We start from the raw sequence: 21,361 nt of genomic DNA on the forward strand, positions 1-21,361 counted from the left end.
GTGTGGCCGCCGTTACCCCGGGCGCGTTGCCCCTGCGGCGATTCGGGTCGGTGGGGTGCGCGATGCCATGGTGGGCCGGATAGGGTCGTGGGTATGACCCACCAGGTGCACGCCTTCGAACCGCCGGAGCGGTTCGTCGCCGGGACCGTCGGGCCGCCGGGGGAGCGCACGTTCTTCCTGCAGGCCCGCGGCGGCGGCAGGCTGGTCAGCGTCGCGCTGGAGAAGGTCCAGGTGTCCCTGCTCGCCGAGAAGCTGGAGGAGCTGCTCACCGAGGCGCAGCGCCGCTTCGGTGTGGAGCTGCCCGAGCTGGCGCCGGTGATCGGCGACAACGAGCCGCTGGACACTCCGGTCGACGAGGAGTTCCGGGTCGGGACGCTGGGGCTGGCCTTCGACGTCGACACCGCGACCGTGGTGATCGAGGCGATCGCCGCCGGCGAGGCGGAGCCCGAGGTCGAGCTGGGCGACGAGGACGACGAGGACGACGACGAGGACGAGGAGCCGGACGAGGATCTGGACCGGCTGCGCGTCCGGCTCACCCCGCAGGCCACCCGCCAGTTCATCGAGCGCGCCCGGCGCGTGGTCAATGCGGGCCGGCCGCCGTGCCCGCTGTGCGGCCAGCCGTTGGATCCCGCCGGGCACCTGTGCCCGCGGCACAACGGTTACCACCGGTGACCTTGTCCGGCCTCCAGCCCCTGCGTGACGGCGACGCCGCGCTGCGGCTGCTGCGCGACGGCACGCTCGACCTGGAGGGTCGGCTGGTCGACGCCTCGAACACCACGTTGCGGGGCATCCTGACCCTCGACGGCGTCACCGCCCGCTGCGTCTACAAGCCGGTGCGCGGCGAGCGTCCGCTGTGGGACTTCCCGGACGGCACCCTCGCCGGCCGGGAGGTGTCGGCGTACCTGGTGTCCGCTGCCACCGGATGGGACCTGGTGCCGCCCACCGTGCTGCGTGACGGCCCGTTCGGTCCCGGTTCCTGCCAACTCTGGATCGACGAGCCGGAGGACGCGGAGCCGCTGGTCGGGTTCGTGCCGGCCGAGGAGGTGCCGCCGCGCTGGTTCCCGATCGCGGCGGCCCGGGACGACGACGGCGCGGCGTACGCCCTCGCGCACGCCGACGATCCCCGCCTGGCCCGCCTCGCCGTGCTCGACGCGGTGATCAACAATGCGGACCGCAAGGGCGGGCACGTGCTCGTCGGCGCGGACGACCGGATCTACGGCGTGGACCACGGGGTGAGTTTCCACGTCGAGGACAAGCTCCGTACGGTGCTCTGGGGTTGGGCCGGCAAGCAGGTGCCGCCGGACGCCATGGAGATGCTCGCCGGTCTCGCCGGGCAGGTCGCCGGGGCGCTCGGCGAGGAGTTGGCCGACCACCTGACGATCCGTGAGATCGCCGAAGTGGCCGCCCGCGTCGAGAGGTTGCGCGAGACCGGCCGCTTCCCGCAGCCGCCGGAGGACTGGCCGGCGATTCCCTGGCCGCCCATCTGACCCCGCTGTCATCTTGATCACCCGTGGGGCGTCCCGGTGTCCCCTGAGGGCTGGTTAGGCTGAGGTCATGGAGTCTTGGGCGGGACACGAGGTGCCACGGCTGCCGGGTCGAGGCGAGCCGTTGGCGTTGTACGACTCGGCGCGGCAGGGTGTCCACCCGAGCGACCCGGCCGACGCGGCGAGCATGTACGTCTGCGGCATCACGCCCTACGACGCCACCCACCTCGGTCACGCCGCCACCATGATCACGTTCGACCTCGTGCAGCGGATGTGGCGCGACGCCGGCCGTCCGGTGCGCTACGTGCAGAACGTCACCGACATCGACGACCCCCTGCTGGAGCGGGCCGCCCGCGACGGTGAGGACTGGGTGGTCCTCGCGATGCGGGAGACGGCCCTGTTCCGCGAGGACATGGAGGCGCTGCGGATCATCCCGCCGGAGCGGTACGTGGGCGCGGTCGAGTCGATCCCGGGCATCGCCGACAAGGTCGAGGTGCTACTCAAGGACGGTGCCGCCTACCGGCTCGACGACGGCACCGGCGACGTCTACTTCGACATCTCCGCGACCGGCCGGTTCGGTTACGAGTCGAACCTGACCCGCGAGCAGATGCTGGAGATCTTCCCCGAGCGCGGCGGCGACCCCGACCGGGCCGGCAAGCGTGACCCCCTCGACCCGCTGCTGTGGCGCGGGGCGCGCGAGGGCGAGCCGTCCTGGCCGGGCGGGGAGCTGGGCGCGGGCCGTCCCGGCTGGCACATCGAGTGTGCGGTCATCGCCCTGAACCTGCTCGGCGACCGCATCGACGTGCAGGGTGGCGGCAACGACCTGCTGTTCCCGCACCACGAGGCGTCCGCCGCGCACGCCGAGCGACTCACCGGGCAGGCGCCGTTCGCCGGGCACTACGTCCACGCCGGGATGATCGGTCTGGACGGCGAGAAAATGTCCAAGTCCCGCGGCAACCTGGTCTTCGTCTCCCGGCTGCGCGCCGACAAGGTCGACCCGATGGCGATCCGGCTCGCGTTGATCTCCGGCCACTACCGCAGCGACCGCACCTGGACCGACGACCTGCTCACCGCCGCGCAGGAGCGGCTGGACCGCTGGCGGCGGGCCGCCGCCGCGCCCGCCGGGCCGTCCGGGGCAGAGCTGCTGGCCGGAGTACGCGCCAGACTGGCCGACGACCTCGACACCCCGGGCGCCCTGGCGGTGGCCGACCGCTGGGCCGACGCGGCACTCTCCGGCACCACCGACGACCCCGAGGCCCCGCCCCTCTTCGCAAAAACCGTAGACGCCCTCCTAGGCATCCACCTCTAAGAGCCCTCGCTCGCCGGCCGGCCCCCCCGCGCCCGCCGCCCCAGCTGACCCCCTCCCGCCCTGCCCACCCCGCCCCTCCCCGCCCGCGCCCTCCCCGCCCCGCCCCGCCGATCTTGCACTTTGTGTTGTCCATCTGCCCCGGTTGGCACCTTTCGCCAGGACAGAAAGTGCAAGATCGACGCGCGCGAGGTCGACGCTCGTGTCGATCATGGAGTTGTGGTGCCTCGCGGAAGGGGTGTAACGGCTGAAATCGGCCACCACGGCTTCATGATCGACGCCCCGGGTGGGGGCACCGCGCCCGGGGGTTAGCCCAGGACCAGGCCGGGGTCCGGGTTGGGTTCTGGGGTGGGGCCGGGGATCTTGTACTCCTCGGTCAGAGTGGTCATCGGGCCGGGCCAGGTGGCCTGGGCGACCTCGATCGGCTTGCGGCTCGCGTCGTACGCCACGTGCAGCAGGTGCAGCACCGGTGTGTCGGGCCGGATCTGGAGGGTTTCGGCCTCCTCCCGGCTGGGCTGGCGGGCGCTGATCGTGTCGGTGGCCGACACGTACCGCCGGCCGGTGGCCTCCTCGGCCTCCTGGTAGAGCGGCCGGCCGAACGCCTCGGCGCGCTCTAGCGAGGTGCCGTCCGTGTCCCGGGGCAGGAACCAGGAGGCGCCGACCTCGACGGGGGAGTCGTCGGTACGGACGAGGTGGCGACGGCAGAGCAGGTTGGTGCCGTCGGTGACGCCGAACGCGTCGGCGACCTCGGCGGGCGCGGGGGAGAGGCCGACCGAGACGAGTTGCTGACGGTATCGGGCGGCGAGGTCGGTGTGGTAGCCGCGGAAGCCGCCGTACCGGCCCCGGGAGAGGCGGTTGAGTCGGCGTCGGGTGCCCCGGACGTACGTACCGGAGCCGGGTTTGGTGATCAGGATGCCCTCGACCCGTAGCTGGTCGACGGCGCGCTGCACGGTCTGCTTCGCGACGCCGAACATCTCGGCGATGGCCGGGATGGACGGCAGCCGTTCGCCGGGTCCCCAGTCGCCGCGGCGGACCTGGGCCTTGAGCTGCGCGGCGATCTGCCGGTGGGGGAACTCGGCGGCGCCGGGATTGATCTGCACACCCGCCTCCTTGATCACATCTAGGTTCCTAGGATGCCCTAGCGGGTGTGACCGCGCCACCCCGGACACGCGAAAGCGAAGCCCCGAACGCGAAGACGGGCCCCCGGACCAGCGAAGGTCCGAGGGCCCGTACGACAGCGCAACTACCAGGAGCCGGCGGTGGGGCCGGCCGAACCGCCCCGCCGCCGCAGGTACTTCTCGAACTCCTGGGCGATCTCGTCACCGGTCAACGGGGTGATGCCCTCGTCGCCGACGCGCTCCTCCAGCTCACGGACGTACTCGCCCAGCTCGGCGTCCTGCTCGGCGGCGCTGCGGACCCGCTGCTCCCACTCGGCGGACTCCTCGGCCAGGTCGGCCATCGGCACCGGCAGGTCGACGACTTCCTCGACCCGGTGCAGCAGGGCGAGGGTGGCCTTGGGACAGGGCGGGTTGTTGGCGTAGTGCGGTACGTGCACCCAGAACGAGACGGCGTCGACCTCGGCGCGGGCGCACGCGTCGTGCAGCACGCCGACGATGCCGGTCGGCCCGTCGTAACGGGTGGGGGTGAGCTGGTAGCGCTCCGCGGCCTGCGCGTCGGAGGCGCTGCCGCTGATCGGCAACGGCCGGGTGTACGGCACGTCGGCCAGCAACGCGCCGAGCAGCACGACCCGCTCCACCTCCAGGCTGTGGCAGATCTCCAGCACCTGCTCGCAGAACGTCCGCCAGCGCATGCTCGGCTCGATGCCCCGGATCAGCACCACGTCCCGGTCGGTGCCCTCGGGGCTGGCCACCATGAACCGGGTCGTCGGCCACTCCACCCGGCGGGTCTCCCCGTCGGCCATGGTGATGGTGGGCCGGCTGACCTGGAAGTCGTAGAAGTCCTCCGGGTCAAGCTCGGTGATCTGTCGGGCGTTCCAGACCTGTTCCAGGTGCTCGACGGCGGCGGTGGACGCGTCCGCGGCGTCGTTCCAGCCCTCGAACGCGGCGATGGCCACGGGGGACCGCAGGACCGGCAGTCCGTCGAACTCGGTCACGCCGTCACCTCACCCTGCTCGTCGCGGCCGAGTCCGGGACCGCGCCCGGTTGTCGGACCGTGGTGCACGATGGCGTCCCTGTTCTCCTTCACGTCCGTCAGCCTACGTGTCGGGCAGGGATGCGGCCCGTCGGCCGCGCCGGTCCGCCCGCTCCACGACCGGGCATACGGCGGCGAACCGGACAGCGTGATCCGGCTGACACAATATGGGATCGGGCGCGGAGGGCGCTCGGGTTCGCCGAGGGTCGCACTAACCTGAACGGGTGCGGACTTCGTTGCTGGATGTGCTGGCCGACCGGATCCTCATCGCCGACGGGGCGATGGGCACCATGTTGCAGGCCGCCGACCTCACGCTCGACGACTTCGACGGTCTCGAAGGGTGCAACGAGATCCTCAACGTCACCCGCCCCGACGTGGTGCGCGGCGTGCACGACGCCTACCTCGCTGCCGGCGCGGACTGCGTGGAGACCAACACGTTCGGTGCCAACCTGGCGAACCTCGGCGAGTACGACATCCCGCAGCGCATCCGCGAGCTGTCCGAGGCGGGCGCCCGGATCGCCCGGGAGGCCGCCGACGCGGCCAGCACGCCGGAGCGCCCCCGCTTCGTGCTCGGCTCGATCGGCCCGGGCACCAAGCTGCCCACCCTCGGGCACGCCGGCTACGCGACCCTGCGCGACGCGTACCAGGAGAACGCCGCCGGCCTGATCGCCGGCGGCGCGGACGCGCTGATCATCGAGACCTGCCAGGACCTGTTGCAGGTCAAGGCGGCCGTCATCGGGTCGAAGCGGGCGATGGCCGAGCTGGGCCAGCAGGTGCCGATCATCTGTCACGTGGCCGTGGAGACCACCGGCACGATGCTGGTGGGCAGCGAGATCGGCGCGGCCCTGGCGGCCATCGAGCCACTCGGGGTCGACCTGATCGGGCTGAACTGCTCCACGGGCCCGGCCGAGATGAGCGAGCACCTGCGCTACCTCTCGCAGCACTCCCGCATCCCGGTGTCGGTGATGCCGAACGCCGGCCTGCCGGTGCTGACCGCCGACGGGGCGTACTTCCCGCTGACTCCCGTGGAGCTGGCCGAGGCCCTGGAACGGTTCGTCACCGAGTACGGCGTGGGGCTGGTCGGTGGCTGCTGCGGCACCACCCCGGAGCACATCCGGGTGCTGTCCGAGCGGTTGCACGGCGTCACCGCGCCGACCCGCGAGCCCCGGCACGAGGCGGGCGTGTCGTCGGTCTACCACCCGGTGCCGTTCGCGCAGGACGCGTCGGTGCTGATGGTGGGGGAGCGGACCAACGCCAACGGCTCCAAGGCGTTCCGGGAGGCCATGCTCGCCGCCGACTGGCGGGCCTGCGTCGAGATCGCCCGCAGTCAGGCCCGCGACGGGTCGCACCTGCTCGACCTGTGCGTGGACTACGTGGGCCGGGACGGCACGCAGGACATGCGGGAGCTGGCCGGCCGGTTCGCCACCGCCTCGACACTGCCGATCATGCTGGACTCCACCGAGCCGGCGGTCGTCGAGGCCGGCCTGGAGATGCTCGGCGGCCGGTGCGTGGTCAACTCGGTCAACTTCGAGGACGGCGACGGCCCCGACTCCCGGTACGCGCGGGTGATGCCCGTGGTGCGTGAGCACGGCGCGGCGGTGGTGGCGCTGCTCATCGACGAGGAGGGGCAGGCCCGGACGAAGGAGTGGAAGGTCCGGGTCGCGGCCCGACTGATCGACGACCTGACCGGCCGGTGGGGGATGGACCGGGCCGACATCCTGATCGACGCGCTGACCTTCCCGATCGCCACCGGGCAGGAGGAGACCCGCCGCGACGGCCTCGAGACGATCGAGGCGATCCGGGAGATCGCCGCCCGTTACCCGGGGGTCAACTTCACCCTGGGCATCTCGAACATCTCCTTCGGCCTCAACCCGGCGGCCCGGCAGGTACTCAACTCGGTGTTCCTGCACGAGTGCGTGCAGGCCGGTCTCACCTCGGCCATCGTGCACGCCAGCAAGATCCTGCCGATGTCGAAGATCCCCGACGAGCAGCGCGAGGTCGCGCTCGACCTGGTCTACGACCGGCGGCGCGACGGGTACGACCCGGTGCAGCGGTTCCTGGAGCTGTTCGAAGGCGTCGACGTGACCAGTGCCCGGGCCACCCGCGCCCAGGAGTTGGCCGCGCTGCCGCTGGACGAGCGACTCAAGCGGCGCATCATCGACGGCGAGCGCAACGGCCTGGAAGCCGACCTGGACGACGCGATGGCCGGCGGCCGGTCCCCGCTGTCGATCATCAACGACATCCTGCTGGACGGCATGAAGGTCGTCGGCGAGCTGTTCGGCTCCGGGCAGATGCAGCTGCCGTTCGTGCTCCAGTCCGCCGAGGTCATGAAGACCGCCGTGGCGTACCTCGAACCGCACATGGAGACCAGCGAGGACGGCGGCAAGGGCCGCATCGTCCTCGCAACCGTGCGCGGCGACGTGCACGACATCGGCAAGAACCTGGTCGACATCATCCTGTCCAACAACGGCTACGAGGTCGTCAACATCGGCATCAAGCAGCCGATCAGCGCCATCCTCGACGCCGCCGAGCAGCACCGCGCCGACGCGATCGGGATGTCCGGGCTGTTGGTCAAGAGCACGGTCATCATGAAGGAGAACCTGGCCGAGATGGCCACCCGCGGGGTCGCCGAGCGCTGGCCGGTCCTGCTGGGTGGGGCGGCGCTGACCCGCGCGTACGTCGAGGACGACCTGCGGTCGATATTCCCGGGCCAGGTGCACTACGCGCGGGACGCGTTCGAGGGTCTGTCCCTGATGGACAGGGTGATGACCGCCAAACGCGGCGGCGCGCCGGTGATCGACCCGGAGCGGGAGGCGGCCCTCGCGGCCCGTCGGGCCCGCCGGGAGCGGCAGCGGACGATGGTCACCGAGTCGCTGCCGGAGCTGCACGACTCCTCGACCCGCTCCGACGTGGCCGTCGACGTGGAGGTGCCCACCCCGCCGTTCTTCGGCACCCGGGTGGTCAAGGGCGTGCCGATGGCCGATTACGCGGCGCTGCTCGACGAGCGGGCGACGTTCCGTGGACAGTGGGGCCTCAACGGCGCCCGCGGCGGCAACGGCCCCTCCTATGACGAGCTGGTGGAGACCGAGGGTCGGCCGCGTCTGCGGTACTGGCTGGACCGGCTGACCGCCGACCACGTCCTGGAGGCAGCCGTGGTGTACGGCTACTTCCCGGCGTACTCCGAAGGAAATGACCTGGTGGTGCTCGACGAGAACGGGCACGCGGAGCGCGCCCGGTTCTCGTTCCCCCGCCAGCGCCAGGAGCGACGGCTCTGCCTCGCGGACTTCTTCCGGCCCAAGGGCGACCAGCTCGATGTGGTCGCGCTGCAACTGGTCACCGTCGGGCAACCCGTCAGTGAGTACGCGGCGAAGCTGTTCGCCCGCAACGAGTACCGCGACTACCTGGAGGTGCACGGGCTGTCGGTGCAGCTCACCGAGGCCCTCGCCGAGTACTGGCACCGGCGCGTGCGCGCCGAGCTGACCCTGCCCGACGGGCGCCCGCTCGGCCACGACGACCCGACCGACCTGGCCGGCATCCTGCGCAACGACTACCGGGGCTGCCGGTACGCGTTCGGCTACCCCGCCTGCCCCGACCTGGAGGACCGGGCGAAGATCGTGGACCTGCTGGGCGCGGAGCGGATCGGCGTCGAACTGTCGGAGGAGTTCCAGCTCATGCCGGAGCAGGCCACCGACGCCATCGTGGTCCACCACCCCGAGGCCAGCTACTTCAACGCCAAGTGACGGACACAAGTCGCTGACCTGCAATTCTGGTCGTCCCGACTGACCGCTACGGGCTTGGTGGTTCTGGTGACGGCCGGTGACAGGCCTGGGCGACCGGTGGCGGCGCACGAACCTGTCGTGGTCGTGGCATCCCGCGGCTGGCGAGGCGGGTTACCTGGCTAGACTCCGCCGGTGGTCGATGTCCTGAAGCTGGAGCCGCTGCTGTTTCCCGCCGAGTTCACGTCACACCGTACGCGGATCCTCGTCAACGGCCTGGACGTCGTGGCAGCGCCCTATCCGCCCGACGGCTTCCACGGGCAGCCGGTAGCGGGATTCGCGCCCTCGTGGTTACTGGGACCGGACGGGGTCGCTGTCTCACCGGAAGCCCGAGAGGTAGGGGTAGGCGGATCCGACACGACCGAGGACGAACTTACGGTCCGCGTTTGTCAGGCCGGCTCCGAAGTGATCTGGGACTGCTGGCGCCTGAAAAGCAATGGCAGGGTACTCAAGGAAGAGCCCGAAATCGGGCTGGGCATCTTCCGGTTCGACCCGCAGGCATACGCGCAGGAGTTAGCCCGAGCGACCGAGCGAGCTGGCCGTATGTGGCCAGCACGGTCGGTTGCAGAGAACCTCCAAGCCGTGTTGTGGCGTGAGGGGTATGGGCAGGACGGCGGAGTCTGGATACGCAACTACGTAGCGATCCGCGCGCCGCAGGATCGCCCGGACGTGGTCGAGATGGGCTACTACGCCCGCGACCGGAGCGGGGTGCGATACGCCTTGCCGGGCAGGTATGTCGTGACCTTCCCGGTCGACGGTTCTGATCCGGCTGTTCAGGCCCAAGCCATCGCACACCGACTGGGCCATGAAAACCTGAAGCCAGTGTCGGTCCACCAACCTCAGCCACGACGACGCTGACCGCACTGAGTGACGATCGTGACGGACTTCAGTGGACGAGCCTGCACGTTGGAGGACCGTCGTAGCGGATCAGGCATCATGGAGTAGCAGGTGACAGAGCCGTGTGGGTTGCCTGGGGGCAAGGAGTCACCTGGAGGCGGACGCACAACGTGTCCCGTCGACGCCGCCGGATGCTCCTTGTTGTCACTACAGCGGGCGGAAGTCCGGGCCCCTGGCGGTTGTCGGCCGGAGTGTGGTCGGCCGACGGCCTTCCAAGCTGGCCGATCTCTATGAGCATGCTCGCCATTGCCGCACGCGGGGCACATGACACAGCAGCTCTGAGTTCCGCTTCAACGCCTGAATCCGGCGGCTGCTCCTTGTTCGCAGGGTGGGAACGCGCTTGACGACGCACCGGGGCGCAGGCCTGTCACTTCTTCGGCGGCCACGGTGACGGGTTTTGGGAGATCCACCAGTAGCCGGCGTATCGCGGGTCGTGGTGCCAGCGCGAGCGCCGCACCTCGTCTGACCGGGGAGCCCAGTCCCGGTATGGCAGCAACGCCATTCGAGACGCGATCACACCCGCCATGTACGGCCACACGATCGCAGTGATCAGTGCATCCCGACGTCGGTAGGAAACCCGAGGGGCGAGCCATGGCGTCACCGCCACCGGCAGGACGGAACCCGCCAGATACCCGAGCCAGTAGCCGCCAGTCGCATCCCAGACGAAGTACTGGACCCCAGTCGCTGGCAGCCCGATGAGGATCCAGATGAGCATCGCCCGCAGGCCCCGAGCTAGCCCTTCGCGCGGCCTGCCTGAATCAAGTGGATCACTTGGCATTCGCGGGACGGTAGCCCCGCCGGTTGCAAACTTCAACCGTGTGCGCCGCCGCCTCCGTGCTGGGTGACGACCGAGTCGGCCAACGCTGGACGCCCATGGAGTCGGGTGGACCGTTTGGGCAGCTCAGTCCTGTTGGCGGCGCAGCTTACTGACGGCTGGTGATTCCTTCACACCGAAGAGACCGGCTTCCTGGGGTGATGGGCTTGCCTACCACTTCCCTCGCCACCACACCGCAAGCATTCCCCCCACCCGCAGCCGAGGTCGAGCACACGCGTGCCGGCCCGGACATCGAGCCGCTCCAGGAGCAGGGTGACATGTTCCTCCGACAACGGGGTGTTCCGGCGCATCCGCGCGTAGCGCGAAGCGGCGAGGTCGTCAGTCGTCCGCATCCGCTGAGGGTGCCAAGTCTGCATCGACCGGGCAGCCCCGTTTCGGGACCGGGAACCAACTGTCGACCGGTACGCCGAGCATGACGGTCACGTCCTGTTCTCCGTCCTTGCCGACGCCAGGAGCGAGAATCAAGAGCGGGTGCAGGTCCTCAGCTGTCTACCGTGAACGGACAGGGCCAGGTCTAGGCTGGCCGTTGTGCGTGAGCGATCACTAATTGAGGTGGTGCAGAGCGTGGGCCAAGTCGACGGCGGAATCATCTACGCAAGTCGGCCTTGGACGGCTGACTCGGTGGCCGAGGTACACGACGACGAGCAGCCTGCTCGCCGCCATGAGGACTTGCTTGAGATAGATCTGGCCCAGGATGTCATCGGGGTCTGATCGCGTTGGCGTGGTGGTCGACAACCGACAGCGTGGGAAGCGGTTGGAGCTGTGATCTATTACGCCGAGCATGACGTCTACCAGCCCCAATGACTAACAGATGGATGCTTACGCCAGCCCGAAGGCTGCCTTGAGGTAGGTGACCGGGTCTAGATCGCATCACCGGAGCAGATGAAGCCGATCCCAAGCTGACAGTTGGGCCATAGCAAGACAGAGGTCCAGGAGGCCCCGGGCGATGCCGGGTGACGGTATGGTCCACGACCATGAGCTATGACCTGATCTTCGTACCACGCAGGGACGACCAGTCCTGGGATGATGCGTTGGACGCGGCAGAGGAGACCGAGAGCGACGAGCGACCGAGCGGCGAGGCGTGGGCCCGACTGGTGGCGGCGGCGCGGAAGGCGCTCGGTGAGGTTTCCGTCTTCGAGGGAACCCACAACTACGAGTTGACCCACGAGCCGACCGGAATCCAGGTCAGTTATTACGCGGCAGAGGCTGGGATCACGGTTCCGTACTGGTATGGAGGCGCAGATGCTCGGGCGATCGTCACGGCGATGTATCGACTCGGCGAGGCCGTCCAGGCGATCACGGGCCTACCCGGGTACGACCCCCAGTTGGAGCTGCCCTTGTCGGATGCGGTCGCGCAGCCGGAGCTTGCCGTGAGGGCCTTCGACGAGGTTGCGGCGTCCTTCGCAGCGCGGGGGATCTCCAGCCGCATCACGGCTTGCTGACGTAGCTGGTGGCGATCACTTCCCGCTGCACGCCTCCCACCGTTATGAGATCCACGGGCACCCAGTTGACGGTGCCGGCAAAGGTGGATGTGTCCAGCCGCTCATACACCTCGTGTGTCGCGATGATCGGCTTGGATGACCCAGCTAGTTTGCACGCCTTGGCTGCCGTGTTGACGCACCTTCCCACCCATGCGATGTCGTTGAATCCTTCCGAGCCGACTCGTCCGATGAGCACCAGTCCGTCATCCAGGCCGCAGCCGGCGTCGAATTCCTCGATGCGAGCCTTCAGGAACTGATCGCTCTCGAAATACTTCGCGAAGCGCGGCCGCAGGACCTCGGTGAGGAACCATCTGATCTGACTTGCCGCTCGGAATGCTCGCTCGGTGCGATCCGCTCCGGCGAAGAGTACGATCATTCCGTCGCCATTGAAGTCCGCGACCGTCCCGGATGAACCCTCCACGATTCTTACCGAACCTTCGAAGAAGGCTCGCAGCATCCTTACCACCACTTGGCGGCCGAAGGCGTTGGTCAAACCTGAGAACTGCCGAATGTCTATGGAGAGGGCTGTGGCTTCCACCTGAACCGCTTCGGCGGCGAGCTTGACTTGGTCGCGCTCGGGAATGTCGTCGGTGTTGACGATGATGCAAGCATTCTCGACGTGCTGCCGAACGGACTCTCTCAGGTCATCCGCAATGCTCAATTGTTGCTCCATCCTGCCGGTGAGGCGCAAATTCGCCAGTACGTCTTGGCCGCGAGCACGGTAAATGCTGCATGAAGCCTCCGCAAACCAGTAGCGGATATCCGACAGGGGTGGAATCGAGGGTCAGTCGGGCGATACGCCAGTTGCCTGCTCCTGGCGTCGTGAGGCACGAGACGCTGTCGGTGGTCGTCTCGGCATGGCCGACCGCCGGCTCACCGCCGTGCCGTGCCATCTGCTCAACCCCCTGGGGTACAGCAGGCTGTACACGAAGATGCCCGCAGGCTTCATCGATCATGGCTGTCGGGCGACCTAGCGTCTTTGGGTGTCAGCGAAAGCGCACACCGAGAGGCCTAGTGATGATCGACATGGTTGCGGTCCGGGTCGAAGGAGTCAGCCGGACCTACGCCACCGACGGAGAGCCGGTCGTGGCGCTCGACGGCGTTGACGCGAGCTTCGCCCGCGGCACGTTCACGGCGGTCATGGGTCCGTCCGGCTCCGGCAAGAGCACGCTGTTGCAGACCGCCGCCGGCCTTGACCGGCCGACGTCGGGTGGCGTCTGGATCGGTGACACCGAGCTGTCCACGCTCTCCGAGACGAGGCTGACCGAACTACGGCGGGACCGCATCGGCTTCGTCTTCCAGGCTTTCAACCTGGTGGGCGCGCTCACCGTCGAGGAGAACATCGAGTTGCCGTCGAAGCTGTCGGGCCGGCGGCCCGATCCGCGATGGTTGGCGGAGGTGATCGAGCGCGTCGGGTTGACGGACCGTCGGTCGCGCCGGCCGTCCCAGCTCTCCGGTGGGCAGCAGCAGCGGGTCGCGATCGCCCGAGCGCTGTCGGTCCGACCCGACGTGATCTTCGCCGACGAACCGACCGGCGCGCTGGACGCCGAGTCGGCCAGCGACGTTCTGGCCCTGCTGCGCTCGGCGGTCGACGACTCCCAGCAGACCGTGGTGATGGTGACCCACGACCCGGTCGCCGCCGCCTACGCCGACCGGGTGCTCGTGCTGGCCGACGGTCGCATCGTCCGCGACCTGCCGCCCCTGGGCGCCGAGAAGATCGCCGAGGTGCTGGCGACGACGCGCATGACGGGAGCCGTCCGATGACCGGTCTCGCGTTGCGTCTGCTCCGGCAGCGTCCCGCCTCCGCCATCGCCACCCTGGTGGCCCTGGCCGGTGGCGTCATGATTCTGATGACCCTGGCGGTCTTCGTGCAGTCCGCGCTGGTGTTCCGGCCCGCACCGGAGCAGTTCGCGGCGGCCGACGTGGTGGTCGCCCATCGGGAGCTGACCGTGACCACCAGAGAGTTCGGCGACACGACCACCACCCGGGTGCCGCTGCCCGAGGGCACCGTCCCGGTCGGGCTGGCCGACGAGATCCGCGCGGTCCCCGGCGTCACCGACGTCCGCTTGGTGGGAGTCGAGGGCAGTGTCGCCTCGGCTGTCGAGGTGCAGGCCCCCACGCGGGCGTACGGGCCGATCGACCGGATCGCCCGGCAGGCCGGCGTCGAGTCGTACACCGGGATGGACCGGGGCTGGGCCGAGCAGTCCGACTCGATCGAGGCCCGCTCGTTCCTGCTCGAGGCCGGTTCGGCGTTCGGCGGCTACGTGGTCCTGCTGGTCGTCCTGGTGGCCGTCGGCACGATCGGCCTGTCGGTCCGGCACCGTCGCCGGGACCTGGCGCTGCTGCGGGCGGTGGCCGCCACCCCACGCCAGGCGCGCCTGCTGGTCGTGGCCGAGGGGGTCGTCGTGGCTCTGGCGTCCGCCCTGCTCGGTGTGCCCGCCGGTCTCTGGTCCACCCACTGGGTGCACCACCAGATGGTCAGCCGGGGCTTCCGGCCGGCTGACTTTCCGATCGTCAACGCCGGACTCGCCGCGGCGGCCGCCGTCGCGGTGACGGTCCTGGTGGCGGCCTCCGGGGCCTGGATCGCGTCGCGTCGCATCGTCCGCATCCGCCCGGCCGAGGCGCTCGGCGAGGCCGCGGTCGAACCGGCTCGGAGTTCCCGGGTCCGGCTCGTTTCCGGTCTGGTCACGATGGCCGGCGGCGTGTTCTCACTGTTCTTCGCGGCCGGGCTGTCCGGCACGGCCGCGCTGGCCACCGCGGCCGGCATGCTCTACCTGCTCGTGCTCGCGGTCGCGCTGCTCGCGCCCTGGATCAACGGCTTCGCCGCCCGGCTCTTGTCGCCGGTCTTGCGAACGGTGTGGCGGGCGCCTGGCGAACTGGCGGCGGCCAACCTGCGGGTCAACGCACGCGGGATGTCGGTCGTGCTGAGCGCGCTCGTGCTGGCGATCGGCTTCGGTGGCTCCATCTGGTTTCTTCAGGACAATCTGCAGCGGCAGACCGTCACGCAGAGCCGCGACGGGATGCTGGCCGACCGGGTGCTGACCACACCGCAGGGCATCTCGTCGACGGAGGTGGCCGAGGTACGCCAGCTCCCCGGGGTCGAGGCGGCGACCGGCGTCCGGAACACGTCGGTGGTGGTCCGGGTCCTCGGTGGTGCCGAGCCAGTCGTCGCCCGGGCGGTCGACCCGCGTGGGCTCGCGTCGACGATCGACCTGAAGGTGCGCGAGGGCAGCCTGTCCGGGCTGACCGACGGGACGATCGCCGCCTCGGCCCTGCAGGCCTCGTCCTCCGGCTGGAAGGTCGGTGGGACGGCCGAGATCTGGCTGGCCGACGGCACCCCGGTCCACCCCCGCGTGGTGGCGACCTACGACCGTGGGCTCGGCTTCGGGGATGTGCTGCTGCCACAGCAACGCGGCGTCTACGACGAGGTGCTCGTGCGTACCACCGGCGACGTCGACCAGCGGCTGTCCGCGTTCGGGACGGTGACCGACACCGGCGCCCTGACCGGGCAGTTGAACCGCGACCTGGCCATCTCGGCCTGGCTCAACAAGCTGCTCATCACCGTGCTGGTCGGCTACTCGGCCCTGGCCGCCGGCAACACCATGGTCATGGCCGCGCTGGCCCGCGGCCGGGAACTCGCGGTGCTGCGCCTCGCCGGGTTGACCCCCAGGCAGGTGCGGCGGATGGTCGACGCCGAACAGTTGGGCCTGATCGGTACGGCGCTGACGCTCGGGGTGGCGATCGCCGGGATGACGCTCGTCGCGGTCGTCCACGCGCTGACCGGCACGCTGATCCCGTACGTCCCGCCGCTGGGCTGGGTCGCTGTGCTGGGTGGCGCGACCGCGCTGGTCCTGGTCACCACGATGCTGCCGGTTCGGCGGTTGCTACGGACTCCGCCGGTCCGCGCGGCGGGTACCAGGGAATGACGCGGCCTGCGGCGGGCTAACTGGCGAGATGGGCGACCATCGTGTCGGCGTCGTCGAACGACTTCACCGTGCGAAAGCCCTCACTGGCGTACAGCTGCGCGGCGAAGTTGGCCCGCTCCACGCTCAACGACACCTTCGGTAGGCCGCGCTCGGCGGCGACGGACAGCACGGCGCGCAGGAGCGCCCGGCCCACACCGCGATTGCGCCACGAATCCACCACGCCGAGGGTCAGCTCGGGTACGTCGTCACTGACGTACCCGTAGCCCGGATCGGCGGCGGTCAGCTGTCGGCACCACGCCGCGCCGACCGGCCGGTCAGCCGGGTCCGCCGCGACGACCCCGAAGTCTGCCGGTCGCATCCAACCGGCGACGTAGTGGGCCAGCTCGGGCTTCGCGAGGATCTCCTCGCGTGACCAGTTGCGCTCGGGCAGCCAGTTGACGGCCTGCACCAGCATGTCGACCAGGAAACCGTGGTCAGCCGAGGTGGCGGTACGGATGCGGAACGTCGTCACCGCCGCAGCTTTTCACAGGGGATCGGGGCAGCGCACCGTCGATGCCGAGGTCTACCGTTACCGGCATGATGGTGCGGACGCGCTGGACGATGCCCCACCCGCCCGAGGTGTTGTGGCCGGCGTTGTGCGATTCGCGCCTTGAGTTGCAGCCCCGGTGTCCGGTCTTCTATCTGGGTACGCCCCGGCCGACGACGTGCCGGCTGCCGGAGGGCCCGGGTGAGGTGGGCGCGGCCCGGCAGTGCGTGTCCGAACAGGGCGTGGTGCGCCAGCGGATCACGACGTGGGAGCCGCCGACCCGCTTGGCGTTCCACATGGAGTCGACGGATCTCGGCTTCCACCGCTTCGTCGATCAGCTCGGCGACGTGTTCGAGTTGACTCCGACGGCGCGCGGCACCCGGGTGACCCGGACGACCACGGTGACGGTTCGCGGGTTCGGCCGTGCGGCTCTGTATCCGGCGCTGTGGGTCGGGTTGAAGTCGGTGCACCGCTTCGTGTTCCGCAACTGGCAGAAGATGGAGTTGTCCCCGCCGGCGACGGTGTGAGGGGTCAGCCCGAGGCGCGGCGAACGGCTCGCCTCAGGCGCGGAACGCCCTGATCGCGAGCGCGGCGAACCGGCGGGACGCGGCGACCCGGGCGTCCGTGGAGGTGGCGTGCAGGCCGCCGTTGGCCATCAGGACGAGGACGAGGTCGTCCAGGACGAAGTCGGACCGCAGATGGCCGGTGGTGCTGGCTCGGCGGGCCAGTTCGGCGAGTGCGGCCAGGGCCGCTTCGCGTTTCGCGGCGAGATCCACGGCATGCGGGAAGGCTGTGGTGAACGCCGTGGTGTAGCCCCGGTCGCGGGCGTGCAGCTCGCAGAGCTTCTCGATCACCAGGCACAGGCCGTGCCACGGGTCGGGGTCGGCGAGCCCTTCGTCGACGATCACCTGGCAGGCGTCCATCTGCTCGGCGAATGCCTCGGTGGCCAGCGCCTCCTTGGTGGGGAACCGTCGGTAGAGGGTGGCGGGGCCCACGCCGGCCCTGCGGGCAATTTCGCGCATCGGCACGTCCATGCCGTCGGTGGCGAACATCGCCCGGGCGGCTTCGAGGATCCGCTGGCGGTTGTCCCGCGCGTCCGACCGCAGGTTTCGAGTCAACTGCTCGGTCACGCTCTCACTTTAGCTAAACGGACGCCAGCGTCCACTACCGTTCGCGCTGACCGCAGGACGGTCCGACTCGAGAAGAGGCACACGTGAGAGCAATCATGATCAGGGAGTTCGGTGATCCTCGGGGCCTGGCGGTGACCGACATCCCCGACCCGGTTCCGGCGCCGGGGCAGGTGATGATCACGGTCGAGGCGGTCGGTGTCGCGGGCGTCGATGTCATGATCCGAAGCGGCGCCCTCGCCGCGTACGGCTTCCGCGAGGGGCACATCCTCGGCGGCGAGGTGGCGGGAACGGTGGCCGCGGTGGGCGAGGGTGTCGACGCGGCGTGGCTCGGGCAGCGCGTGTGGGCGTTCACCGGCACCGGCGGTGGGTACGCCGAGCGTGCGGTCGCCCCGATCTCGGAGGTGCTGCCCGTCCCCGCCGGCCTGTCCCTCGTCGATGCCGTGACCCTCGGGAGACCGGGGTCGTGGCCCACTTCGGTCTCGCCCACGCGCACGTCGCCGAAGGGGAGACCGTCCTGGTGCGCGGTGCCGCCGGCAGCATCGGGATCATGACGGTGCAACTCGCGGCCCGCCAGGGCGCCGGCGCCGTCGCGGTCACCACCTCGTCGCCCGAGCGTGGTCGTCGGCTGCGCGACCTTGGCGCGACCCACGTGCTCGACCGCTGCGGAGCAGGAGATTCCGGCGCTCCCCGAGGCTATGACGTGATCATCGACGTTGTGGCGGGCGACGGCATGCCCTCGTTCTTCGACAGGCTCAATCCCAACGGCCGTCTGGTGCTCGTCGGCGCGGTCGGGGGCCAGCCACCAGCGGACTTCGGGGCGACGCTGATGACGGCCTTCCAGAAGTCGCTGTCGTTCGCCACGTTCAGCGCCGCGACCGTGCCCGAACCCGCTCGCCAGGCCGTGCGGCGGGACCAGTTCGCCGCGGCGAGCCGTGGCGAACTGGTCCCGGTGGTGCACGAGGTGCTGCCCCTGGAGCAGGCGACGACCGCCCACCGGAAGATGGACGCCGGTCAGGTCTTCGGGCGGATCGTCCTCACCCCGTAGCGGGGCCGGGCTGTGCCGGGCCGTGGCGCGCGGCTCTCAGGCGAGCAGGGTGCCGCCGTCCACGGTGACCAGCGTGCCGGTGGCGTACGTCGACCGCAGGAGGTAGACGAACGCTTCGGCGACCTCCTCGGGCTCGCCCACCCGACCGAGCGGCAGCGACGCGCTGAGATGGGCGTACATCTGCTCTCGGGTGTCGTCGGGCAGTGCGTCCCACAGCGGTGAGCGGATGACGCCGGCGGAGACGGCGTTGACCCGGATCGGTGCCAGTTCGACGGCGAGCGAGCGGACCAGCGCGTCGATCGCCCCGGTGATGCCGGCGACCACCGACCAGCCCGCCTTCGGCCGGTGACCGGCGGTGCCGGTGGTGAGGGTGATCGACCCGCCGGGACGCAGATGCGGGAGCGCCGCGTGGACCGCCGCCAGCGAACCGAAGTAGCGCAGGTTGAAGGCGGTACGGGCGGCGGTGAGGTCCAGGGCGTCGACGGACATCAGCGCGAGCGGTTCGCCGGCGGTGTAGACGAGGTGGTCGAACGGGCCGAGCCCCTGGAACAGGCGCGTGACGTCGGCCGGGTCGGCGAGGTCGGCGACGTACCCCTGGGTGCCGGCCGGCAGGGCGGCGAGGGCGCGGTCCACGCTGTGCCGGTTGCGCGAGGCGACCACGACCTGGGCGCCCTCCTGGGCGGCCCGGGCGGCGGTCGCGAGCCCGATTCCCGAGGTGCCGCCGAGGACGACGACGCGCTGGTCGGTGAGGGTCATGATGGTCCTTCCGGATGGTCGGCTGACGTTCACCACCATGCGTCCGCACTGACGCCCACGTCCAAGACCTCTTTGAGCTGCTGTGATACCCGACGGGTATTTATAGACTGGTGGGACGCGAGCGAGTCGGACGGGAGGGCCGGATGGACGTCGATCTGCGTAAGCTCCGCTACTTCGTGGCCGTCGCCGAGGAGCTGCACTTCGGCCGGGCCGCCGCGCGGCTGCACATCGCCCAGCCGGTCCTGTCGCGGCAGATCCGGGCGTTCGAGCGGGAACTCCGCGCCGAGCTGTTCGTTCGGGATCGCCGCTCCACCGTGCTGACCGAGGCCGGTCGTCAACTGTTGGCCGACGCCGGTCCGCTGCTGGCCTCGGCCGAGGCCCTGGGTCGGCGGGTGCAGCGGGCGGCACACGGCCGGCCGACGTTCACCATCGCGTTCATGCCGGGCATCATCGTCACGGCCGAGGCCCGTGCCATCGCCCAGATGCACCCCGAACTGGCTGTCGGTGTCGTCCGCACCTCCCGGTACGACCAGGCCGAGGTGCTCCGCGAGGGGCGCGCCGACGTCGGCTACGTGCGGCTTCCGGTCGACCAGCGGGGCCTGCGCCTGCGCCCGCTGTTCGCCGAACCCCGCGTCGTGGTCCTGCCTGGCGACCATCGTCTGGCGGGCAAGGAGTCGGTCGACCTCGCCGAGTTGGCCGAGGAGCGCCTGCTTCAGGACCCGGACGTGGTGCCGGAGTGGCGGGACCTGCCGAACCGTCCGGCGGACCGGGAGCCCCGCCCCCGGCCGGTGCTGACCTCCGTCGAGGAGAAGCTGGAGCACGTCGCCGCGGAGGCCGGGGTGGTGATCCTGCCGCTGTCGATCGCGAGGTTCTACACCAGGCCGGACGTCGTTCACGTGCCCATCCGCGACCTGGCCGACAATCAGGTGTGCCTGGCCTGGGCCGAGAACAACCGGTCACCGCTGGTGCGGGAATTCGTCGACATCGCCACGCGGCAGGCCGGCGATGTCGGTCCCGTTGACCGTACCTAGAGCAGGGGGAAGCAGCATGGCGCTCCGGCGGATGGACAACGTCCTCATCGTGGTCGAGGACCTCGACGCGGTCATCGCGTTCTTCGTCGAGCTGGGCATGGAGTTGCAGGGCCGGGGACCGGTCGAGGGCCGGTGGGTGGAGCGCGTCATCGGTGTCGACGACGTGCGGCAGGAGGTCGCCATGCTGCGGACCCCGGACGGTCACGGCAAGGTCGAGCTGGCGATGTTCCACGCGCCGGAGGCCATCCGTCACGAGCCGCGGGACGTGCCGGCCAACACCCTCGGCATCCGCCGGATCATGTTCGCCGTGGACGACGTGGAGGACACGGTCGCCCGGCTGCGTCGCCACGGGGCGGAACTGGTCGGCGAGGTGCAGCGGTTCGAGGACATCTTCCTGCTCTGCTACGTCCGCGGCCCCGAGGGCATCGTCGTGGGGCTGGCCGAACAGCTGAACTGAGCGGCGAGCGGGGTTCGCGCCTGGCGACGCACGTGCTACAGGAGATTTCTGAAGAGTCGCAGGTGTTTTCGCATGAGGTGAATGCAGGCGAGGCGCTCGGCCCGATCGTCGAACGTGTAGATCGAGCCCGCCTCGATGTCGACATCGGCCGCAGGTGCCGGCCTGGAAAGTGCGTCCTTCCTGAACCCACTGTTGCGTTCCCGCACCTTGTCGACCAGGTTGTCGTACGCAGCGCCCAGCTCGGGTGATTCGAGGGTCAGCCACCGCCGGTGGAACGACAGGGTCTGTTGCGTGTCGCCGAGCATCTCGGCCAACTTCTTCCTGGTCTCCGCCGTGTCGTCGTGGAGCCACAGGAACGTGTAGGGCAGTTGTCGGTAGCGCTCGACGACGTCGAGAGCCTCCGCGTACCTGCGAGCTCTCTCGGTGCGCCTGGCCGCGGCGTTGCTCAGGAGGTAACCGCCGAGCGCAGCGGCAGCCGCGATGACGCCAACGACCACCGTCGAATCCATGCTCACCGTTGCATTGAAGCAACGCGGGACAACACGTCACGCGGGCGGTGG

At 70.0% G+C, this 21,361-nt stretch carries 21 protein-coding genes; 13 read left to right on the forward strand and 8 right to left on the reverse strand.

Annotated elements, in window-relative coordinates; all coding sequences use genetic code 11:
• The first annotated feature begins 93 nt into the window (after positions 1 to 93).
• From AC3EN4_RS17945 to mshC, 3 genes are all read left to right on the forward strand, one after another.
• Positions 94 to 672 carry a DUF3090 domain-containing protein gene (locus tag AC3EN4_RS17945; protein ID WP_422740065.1) on the forward strand — a complete coding sequence of 193 codons (579 nt, stop codon included), beginning with the start codon at positions 94 to 96 and terminating at the stop codon, positions 670 to 672.
• Positions 669 to 1,487, forward strand: coding sequence for an SCO1664 family protein (locus tag AC3EN4_RS17950; RefSeq protein ID WP_435206974.1), 819 nt, complete (start codon positions 669 to 671; stop codon positions 1,485 to 1,487). The genes AC3EN4_RS17945 and AC3EN4_RS17950 overlap by 4 nt, the downstream gene beginning before the upstream one ends.
• Positions 1,488 to 1,554: 67 nt before the next feature.
• Positions 1,555 to 2,793, forward strand: a complete 1,239-nt coding sequence (gene mshC / locus AC3EN4_RS17955) for a cysteine--1-D-myo-inosityl 2-amino-2-deoxy-alpha-D-glucopyranoside ligase (protein ID WP_435206975.1) — start codon at positions 1,555 to 1,557, stop codon at positions 2,791 to 2,793.
• Between the two features lie 305 nt (positions 2,794 to 3,098).
• Here mshC and AC3EN4_RS17960 read toward each other — a convergent pair whose 3' ends face one another.
• Together AC3EN4_RS17960 and AC3EN4_RS17965 are read right to left on the reverse strand one after the other, a co-directional pair.
• Positions 3,099 to 3,890, reverse strand: a complete 792-nt coding sequence (locus tag AC3EN4_RS17960; protein WP_435206977.1) for a GntR family transcriptional regulator — start codon at positions 3,888 to 3,890, stop codon at positions 3,099 to 3,101.
• Between the two features lie 143 nt (positions 3,891 to 4,033).
• The gene (locus tag AC3EN4_RS17965; protein ID WP_269678735.1) at positions 4,034 to 4,903 is read right to left on the reverse strand and encodes a PAC2 family protein; all 870 of its coding nucleotides are present in this window, start codon (positions 4,901 to 4,903) and stop codon (positions 4,034 to 4,036) included.
• Positions 4,904 to 5,165: 262 nt separating this feature from the next.
• Here AC3EN4_RS17965 and metH point away from each other — a divergent pair, with 262 nt between their 5' ends.
• Entirely contained in the window at positions 5,166 to 8,681 is a 3,516-nt protein-coding gene (gene metH, locus AC3EN4_RS17970) for a methionine synthase (RefSeq protein ID WP_435206979.1), read from the forward strand.
• A gap of 171 nt (positions 8,682 to 8,852) precedes the next feature.
• Positions 8,853 to 9,575 (forward strand): hypothetical protein, encoded by a 723-nt coding sequence (locus AC3EN4_RS17975; protein ID WP_435206981.1) that lies wholly within the window; start codon positions 8,853 to 8,855, stop codon positions 9,573 to 9,575.
• A gap of 406 nt (positions 9,576 to 9,981) precedes the next feature.
• On the opposite strand, the gene AC3EN4_RS17980 is transcribed toward AC3EN4_RS17975, so the two are convergent.
• Positions 9,982 to 10,329, reverse strand: coding sequence for a hypothetical protein (locus AC3EN4_RS17980; protein ID WP_435206982.1), 348 nt, complete (start codon positions 10,327 to 10,329; stop codon positions 9,982 to 9,984).
• 1,094 nt (positions 10,330 to 11,423) lie between these two features.
• Here AC3EN4_RS17980 and AC3EN4_RS17985 point away from each other — a divergent pair.
• The gene (locus AC3EN4_RS17985) at positions 11,424 to 11,891 is read left to right on the forward strand and encodes a hypothetical protein (protein WP_435206984.1); all 468 of its coding nucleotides are present in this window, start codon (positions 11,424 to 11,426) and stop codon (positions 11,889 to 11,891) included.
• Here AC3EN4_RS17985 and AC3EN4_RS17990 read toward each other — a convergent pair.
• On the reverse strand, positions 11,878 to 12,591 hold the full coding sequence (locus AC3EN4_RS17990; RefSeq protein ID WP_435206986.1) for an adenylate/guanylate cyclase domain-containing protein: 714 nt from the start codon (positions 12,589 to 12,591) through the stop codon (positions 11,878 to 11,880). The two genes, AC3EN4_RS17985 and AC3EN4_RS17990, sit on opposite strands and share 14 nt — an antisense overlap.
• A 365-nt stretch (positions 12,592 to 12,956) precedes the next feature.
• Between AC3EN4_RS17990 and AC3EN4_RS17995 the strand changes: the two genes are divergently transcribed.
• Both AC3EN4_RS17995 and AC3EN4_RS18000 read left to right on the forward strand, forming a co-directional pair.
• Entirely contained in the window at positions 12,957 to 13,694 is a 738-nt protein-coding gene (locus tag AC3EN4_RS17995; protein ID WP_435207069.1) for an ABC transporter ATP-binding protein, read from the forward strand.
• Positions 13,691 to 15,856 (forward strand): ABC transporter permease, encoded by a 2,166-nt coding sequence (locus AC3EN4_RS18000; RefSeq protein WP_435206988.1) that lies wholly within the window; start codon positions 13,691 to 13,693, stop codon positions 15,854 to 15,856. Before AC3EN4_RS17995 ends, AC3EN4_RS18000 begins: the two co-directional genes overlap by 4 nt.
• A gap of 16 nt (positions 15,857 to 15,872) precedes the next feature.
• On the opposite strand, the gene AC3EN4_RS18005 is transcribed toward AC3EN4_RS18000, so the two are convergent.
• Complete coding sequence (locus AC3EN4_RS18005; protein ID WP_435206989.1) at positions 15,873 to 16,367, reverse strand: GNAT family N-acetyltransferase; 495 nt, start codon at positions 16,365 to 16,367, stop codon at positions 15,873 to 15,875.
• Positions 16,368 to 16,432: 65 nt separating this feature from the next.
• On the opposite strand from AC3EN4_RS18005, the gene AC3EN4_RS18010 reads away from it, so the two are divergent.
• Positions 16,433 to 16,909: an SRPBCC family protein gene (locus tag AC3EN4_RS18010; RefSeq protein WP_435206991.1), complete on the forward strand. Its 477-nt coding sequence runs from the start codon at positions 16,433 to 16,435 to the stop codon at positions 16,907 to 16,909.
• A 33-nt stretch (positions 16,910 to 16,942) separates the two neighbouring features.
• On the opposite strand, the gene AC3EN4_RS18015 is transcribed toward AC3EN4_RS18010, so the two are convergent.
• A complete protein-coding gene (locus AC3EN4_RS18015; protein WP_435206993.1) occupies positions 16,943 to 17,512 on the reverse strand; it encodes a TetR/AcrR family transcriptional regulator in 570 nt (189 codons plus the stop codon).
• An 83-nt stretch (positions 17,513 to 17,595) separates the two neighbouring features.
• Between AC3EN4_RS18015 and AC3EN4_RS18020 the strand changes: the two genes are divergently transcribed.
• Positions 17,596 to 18,063 (forward strand): alcohol dehydrogenase catalytic domain-containing protein, encoded by a 468-nt coding sequence (locus AC3EN4_RS18020; RefSeq protein WP_435206995.1) that lies wholly within the window; start codon positions 17,596 to 17,598, stop codon positions 18,061 to 18,063.
• Positions 18,060 to 18,557 carry a zinc-binding dehydrogenase gene (locus tag AC3EN4_RS18025; protein WP_435206997.1) on the forward strand — a complete coding sequence of 166 codons (498 nt, stop codon included), beginning with the start codon at positions 18,060 to 18,062 and terminating at the stop codon, positions 18,555 to 18,557. The genes AC3EN4_RS18020 and AC3EN4_RS18025 overlap by 4 nt, the downstream gene beginning before the upstream one ends.
• A gap of 36 nt (positions 18,558 to 18,593) precedes the next feature.
• On the opposite strand, the gene AC3EN4_RS18030 is transcribed toward AC3EN4_RS18025, so the two are convergent.
• Positions 18,594 to 19,313: an SDR family oxidoreductase gene (locus AC3EN4_RS18030; RefSeq protein ID WP_435206998.1), complete on the reverse strand. Its 720-nt coding sequence runs from the start codon at positions 19,311 to 19,313 to the stop codon at positions 18,594 to 18,596.
• 143 nt (positions 19,314 to 19,456) lie between these two features.
• On the opposite strand from AC3EN4_RS18030, the gene AC3EN4_RS18035 reads away from it, so the two are divergent.
• Both AC3EN4_RS18035 and AC3EN4_RS18040 read left to right on the forward strand, forming a co-directional pair.
• Positions 19,457 to 20,344 carry a LysR family transcriptional regulator gene (locus AC3EN4_RS18035; RefSeq protein WP_435207000.1) on the forward strand — a complete coding sequence of 296 codons (888 nt, stop codon included), beginning with the start codon at positions 19,457 to 19,459 and terminating at the stop codon, positions 20,342 to 20,344.
• 16 nt (positions 20,345 to 20,360) lie between these two features.
• On the forward strand, positions 20,361 to 20,801 hold the full coding sequence (locus tag AC3EN4_RS18040) for a VOC family protein (RefSeq protein ID WP_435207002.1): 441 nt from the start codon (positions 20,361 to 20,363) through the stop codon (positions 20,799 to 20,801).
• A gap of 35 nt (positions 20,802 to 20,836) precedes the next feature.
• On the opposite strand, the gene AC3EN4_RS18045 is transcribed toward AC3EN4_RS18040, so the two are convergent.
• Positions 20,837 to 21,316 (reverse strand): hypothetical protein, encoded by a 480-nt coding sequence (locus AC3EN4_RS18045; protein WP_435207003.1) that lies wholly within the window; start codon positions 21,314 to 21,316, stop codon positions 20,837 to 20,839.
• Positions 21,317 to 21,361 lie beyond the last annotated feature (45 nt).

This window comes from Micromonospora sp. bgisy143 (genome assembly GCF_057708145.1).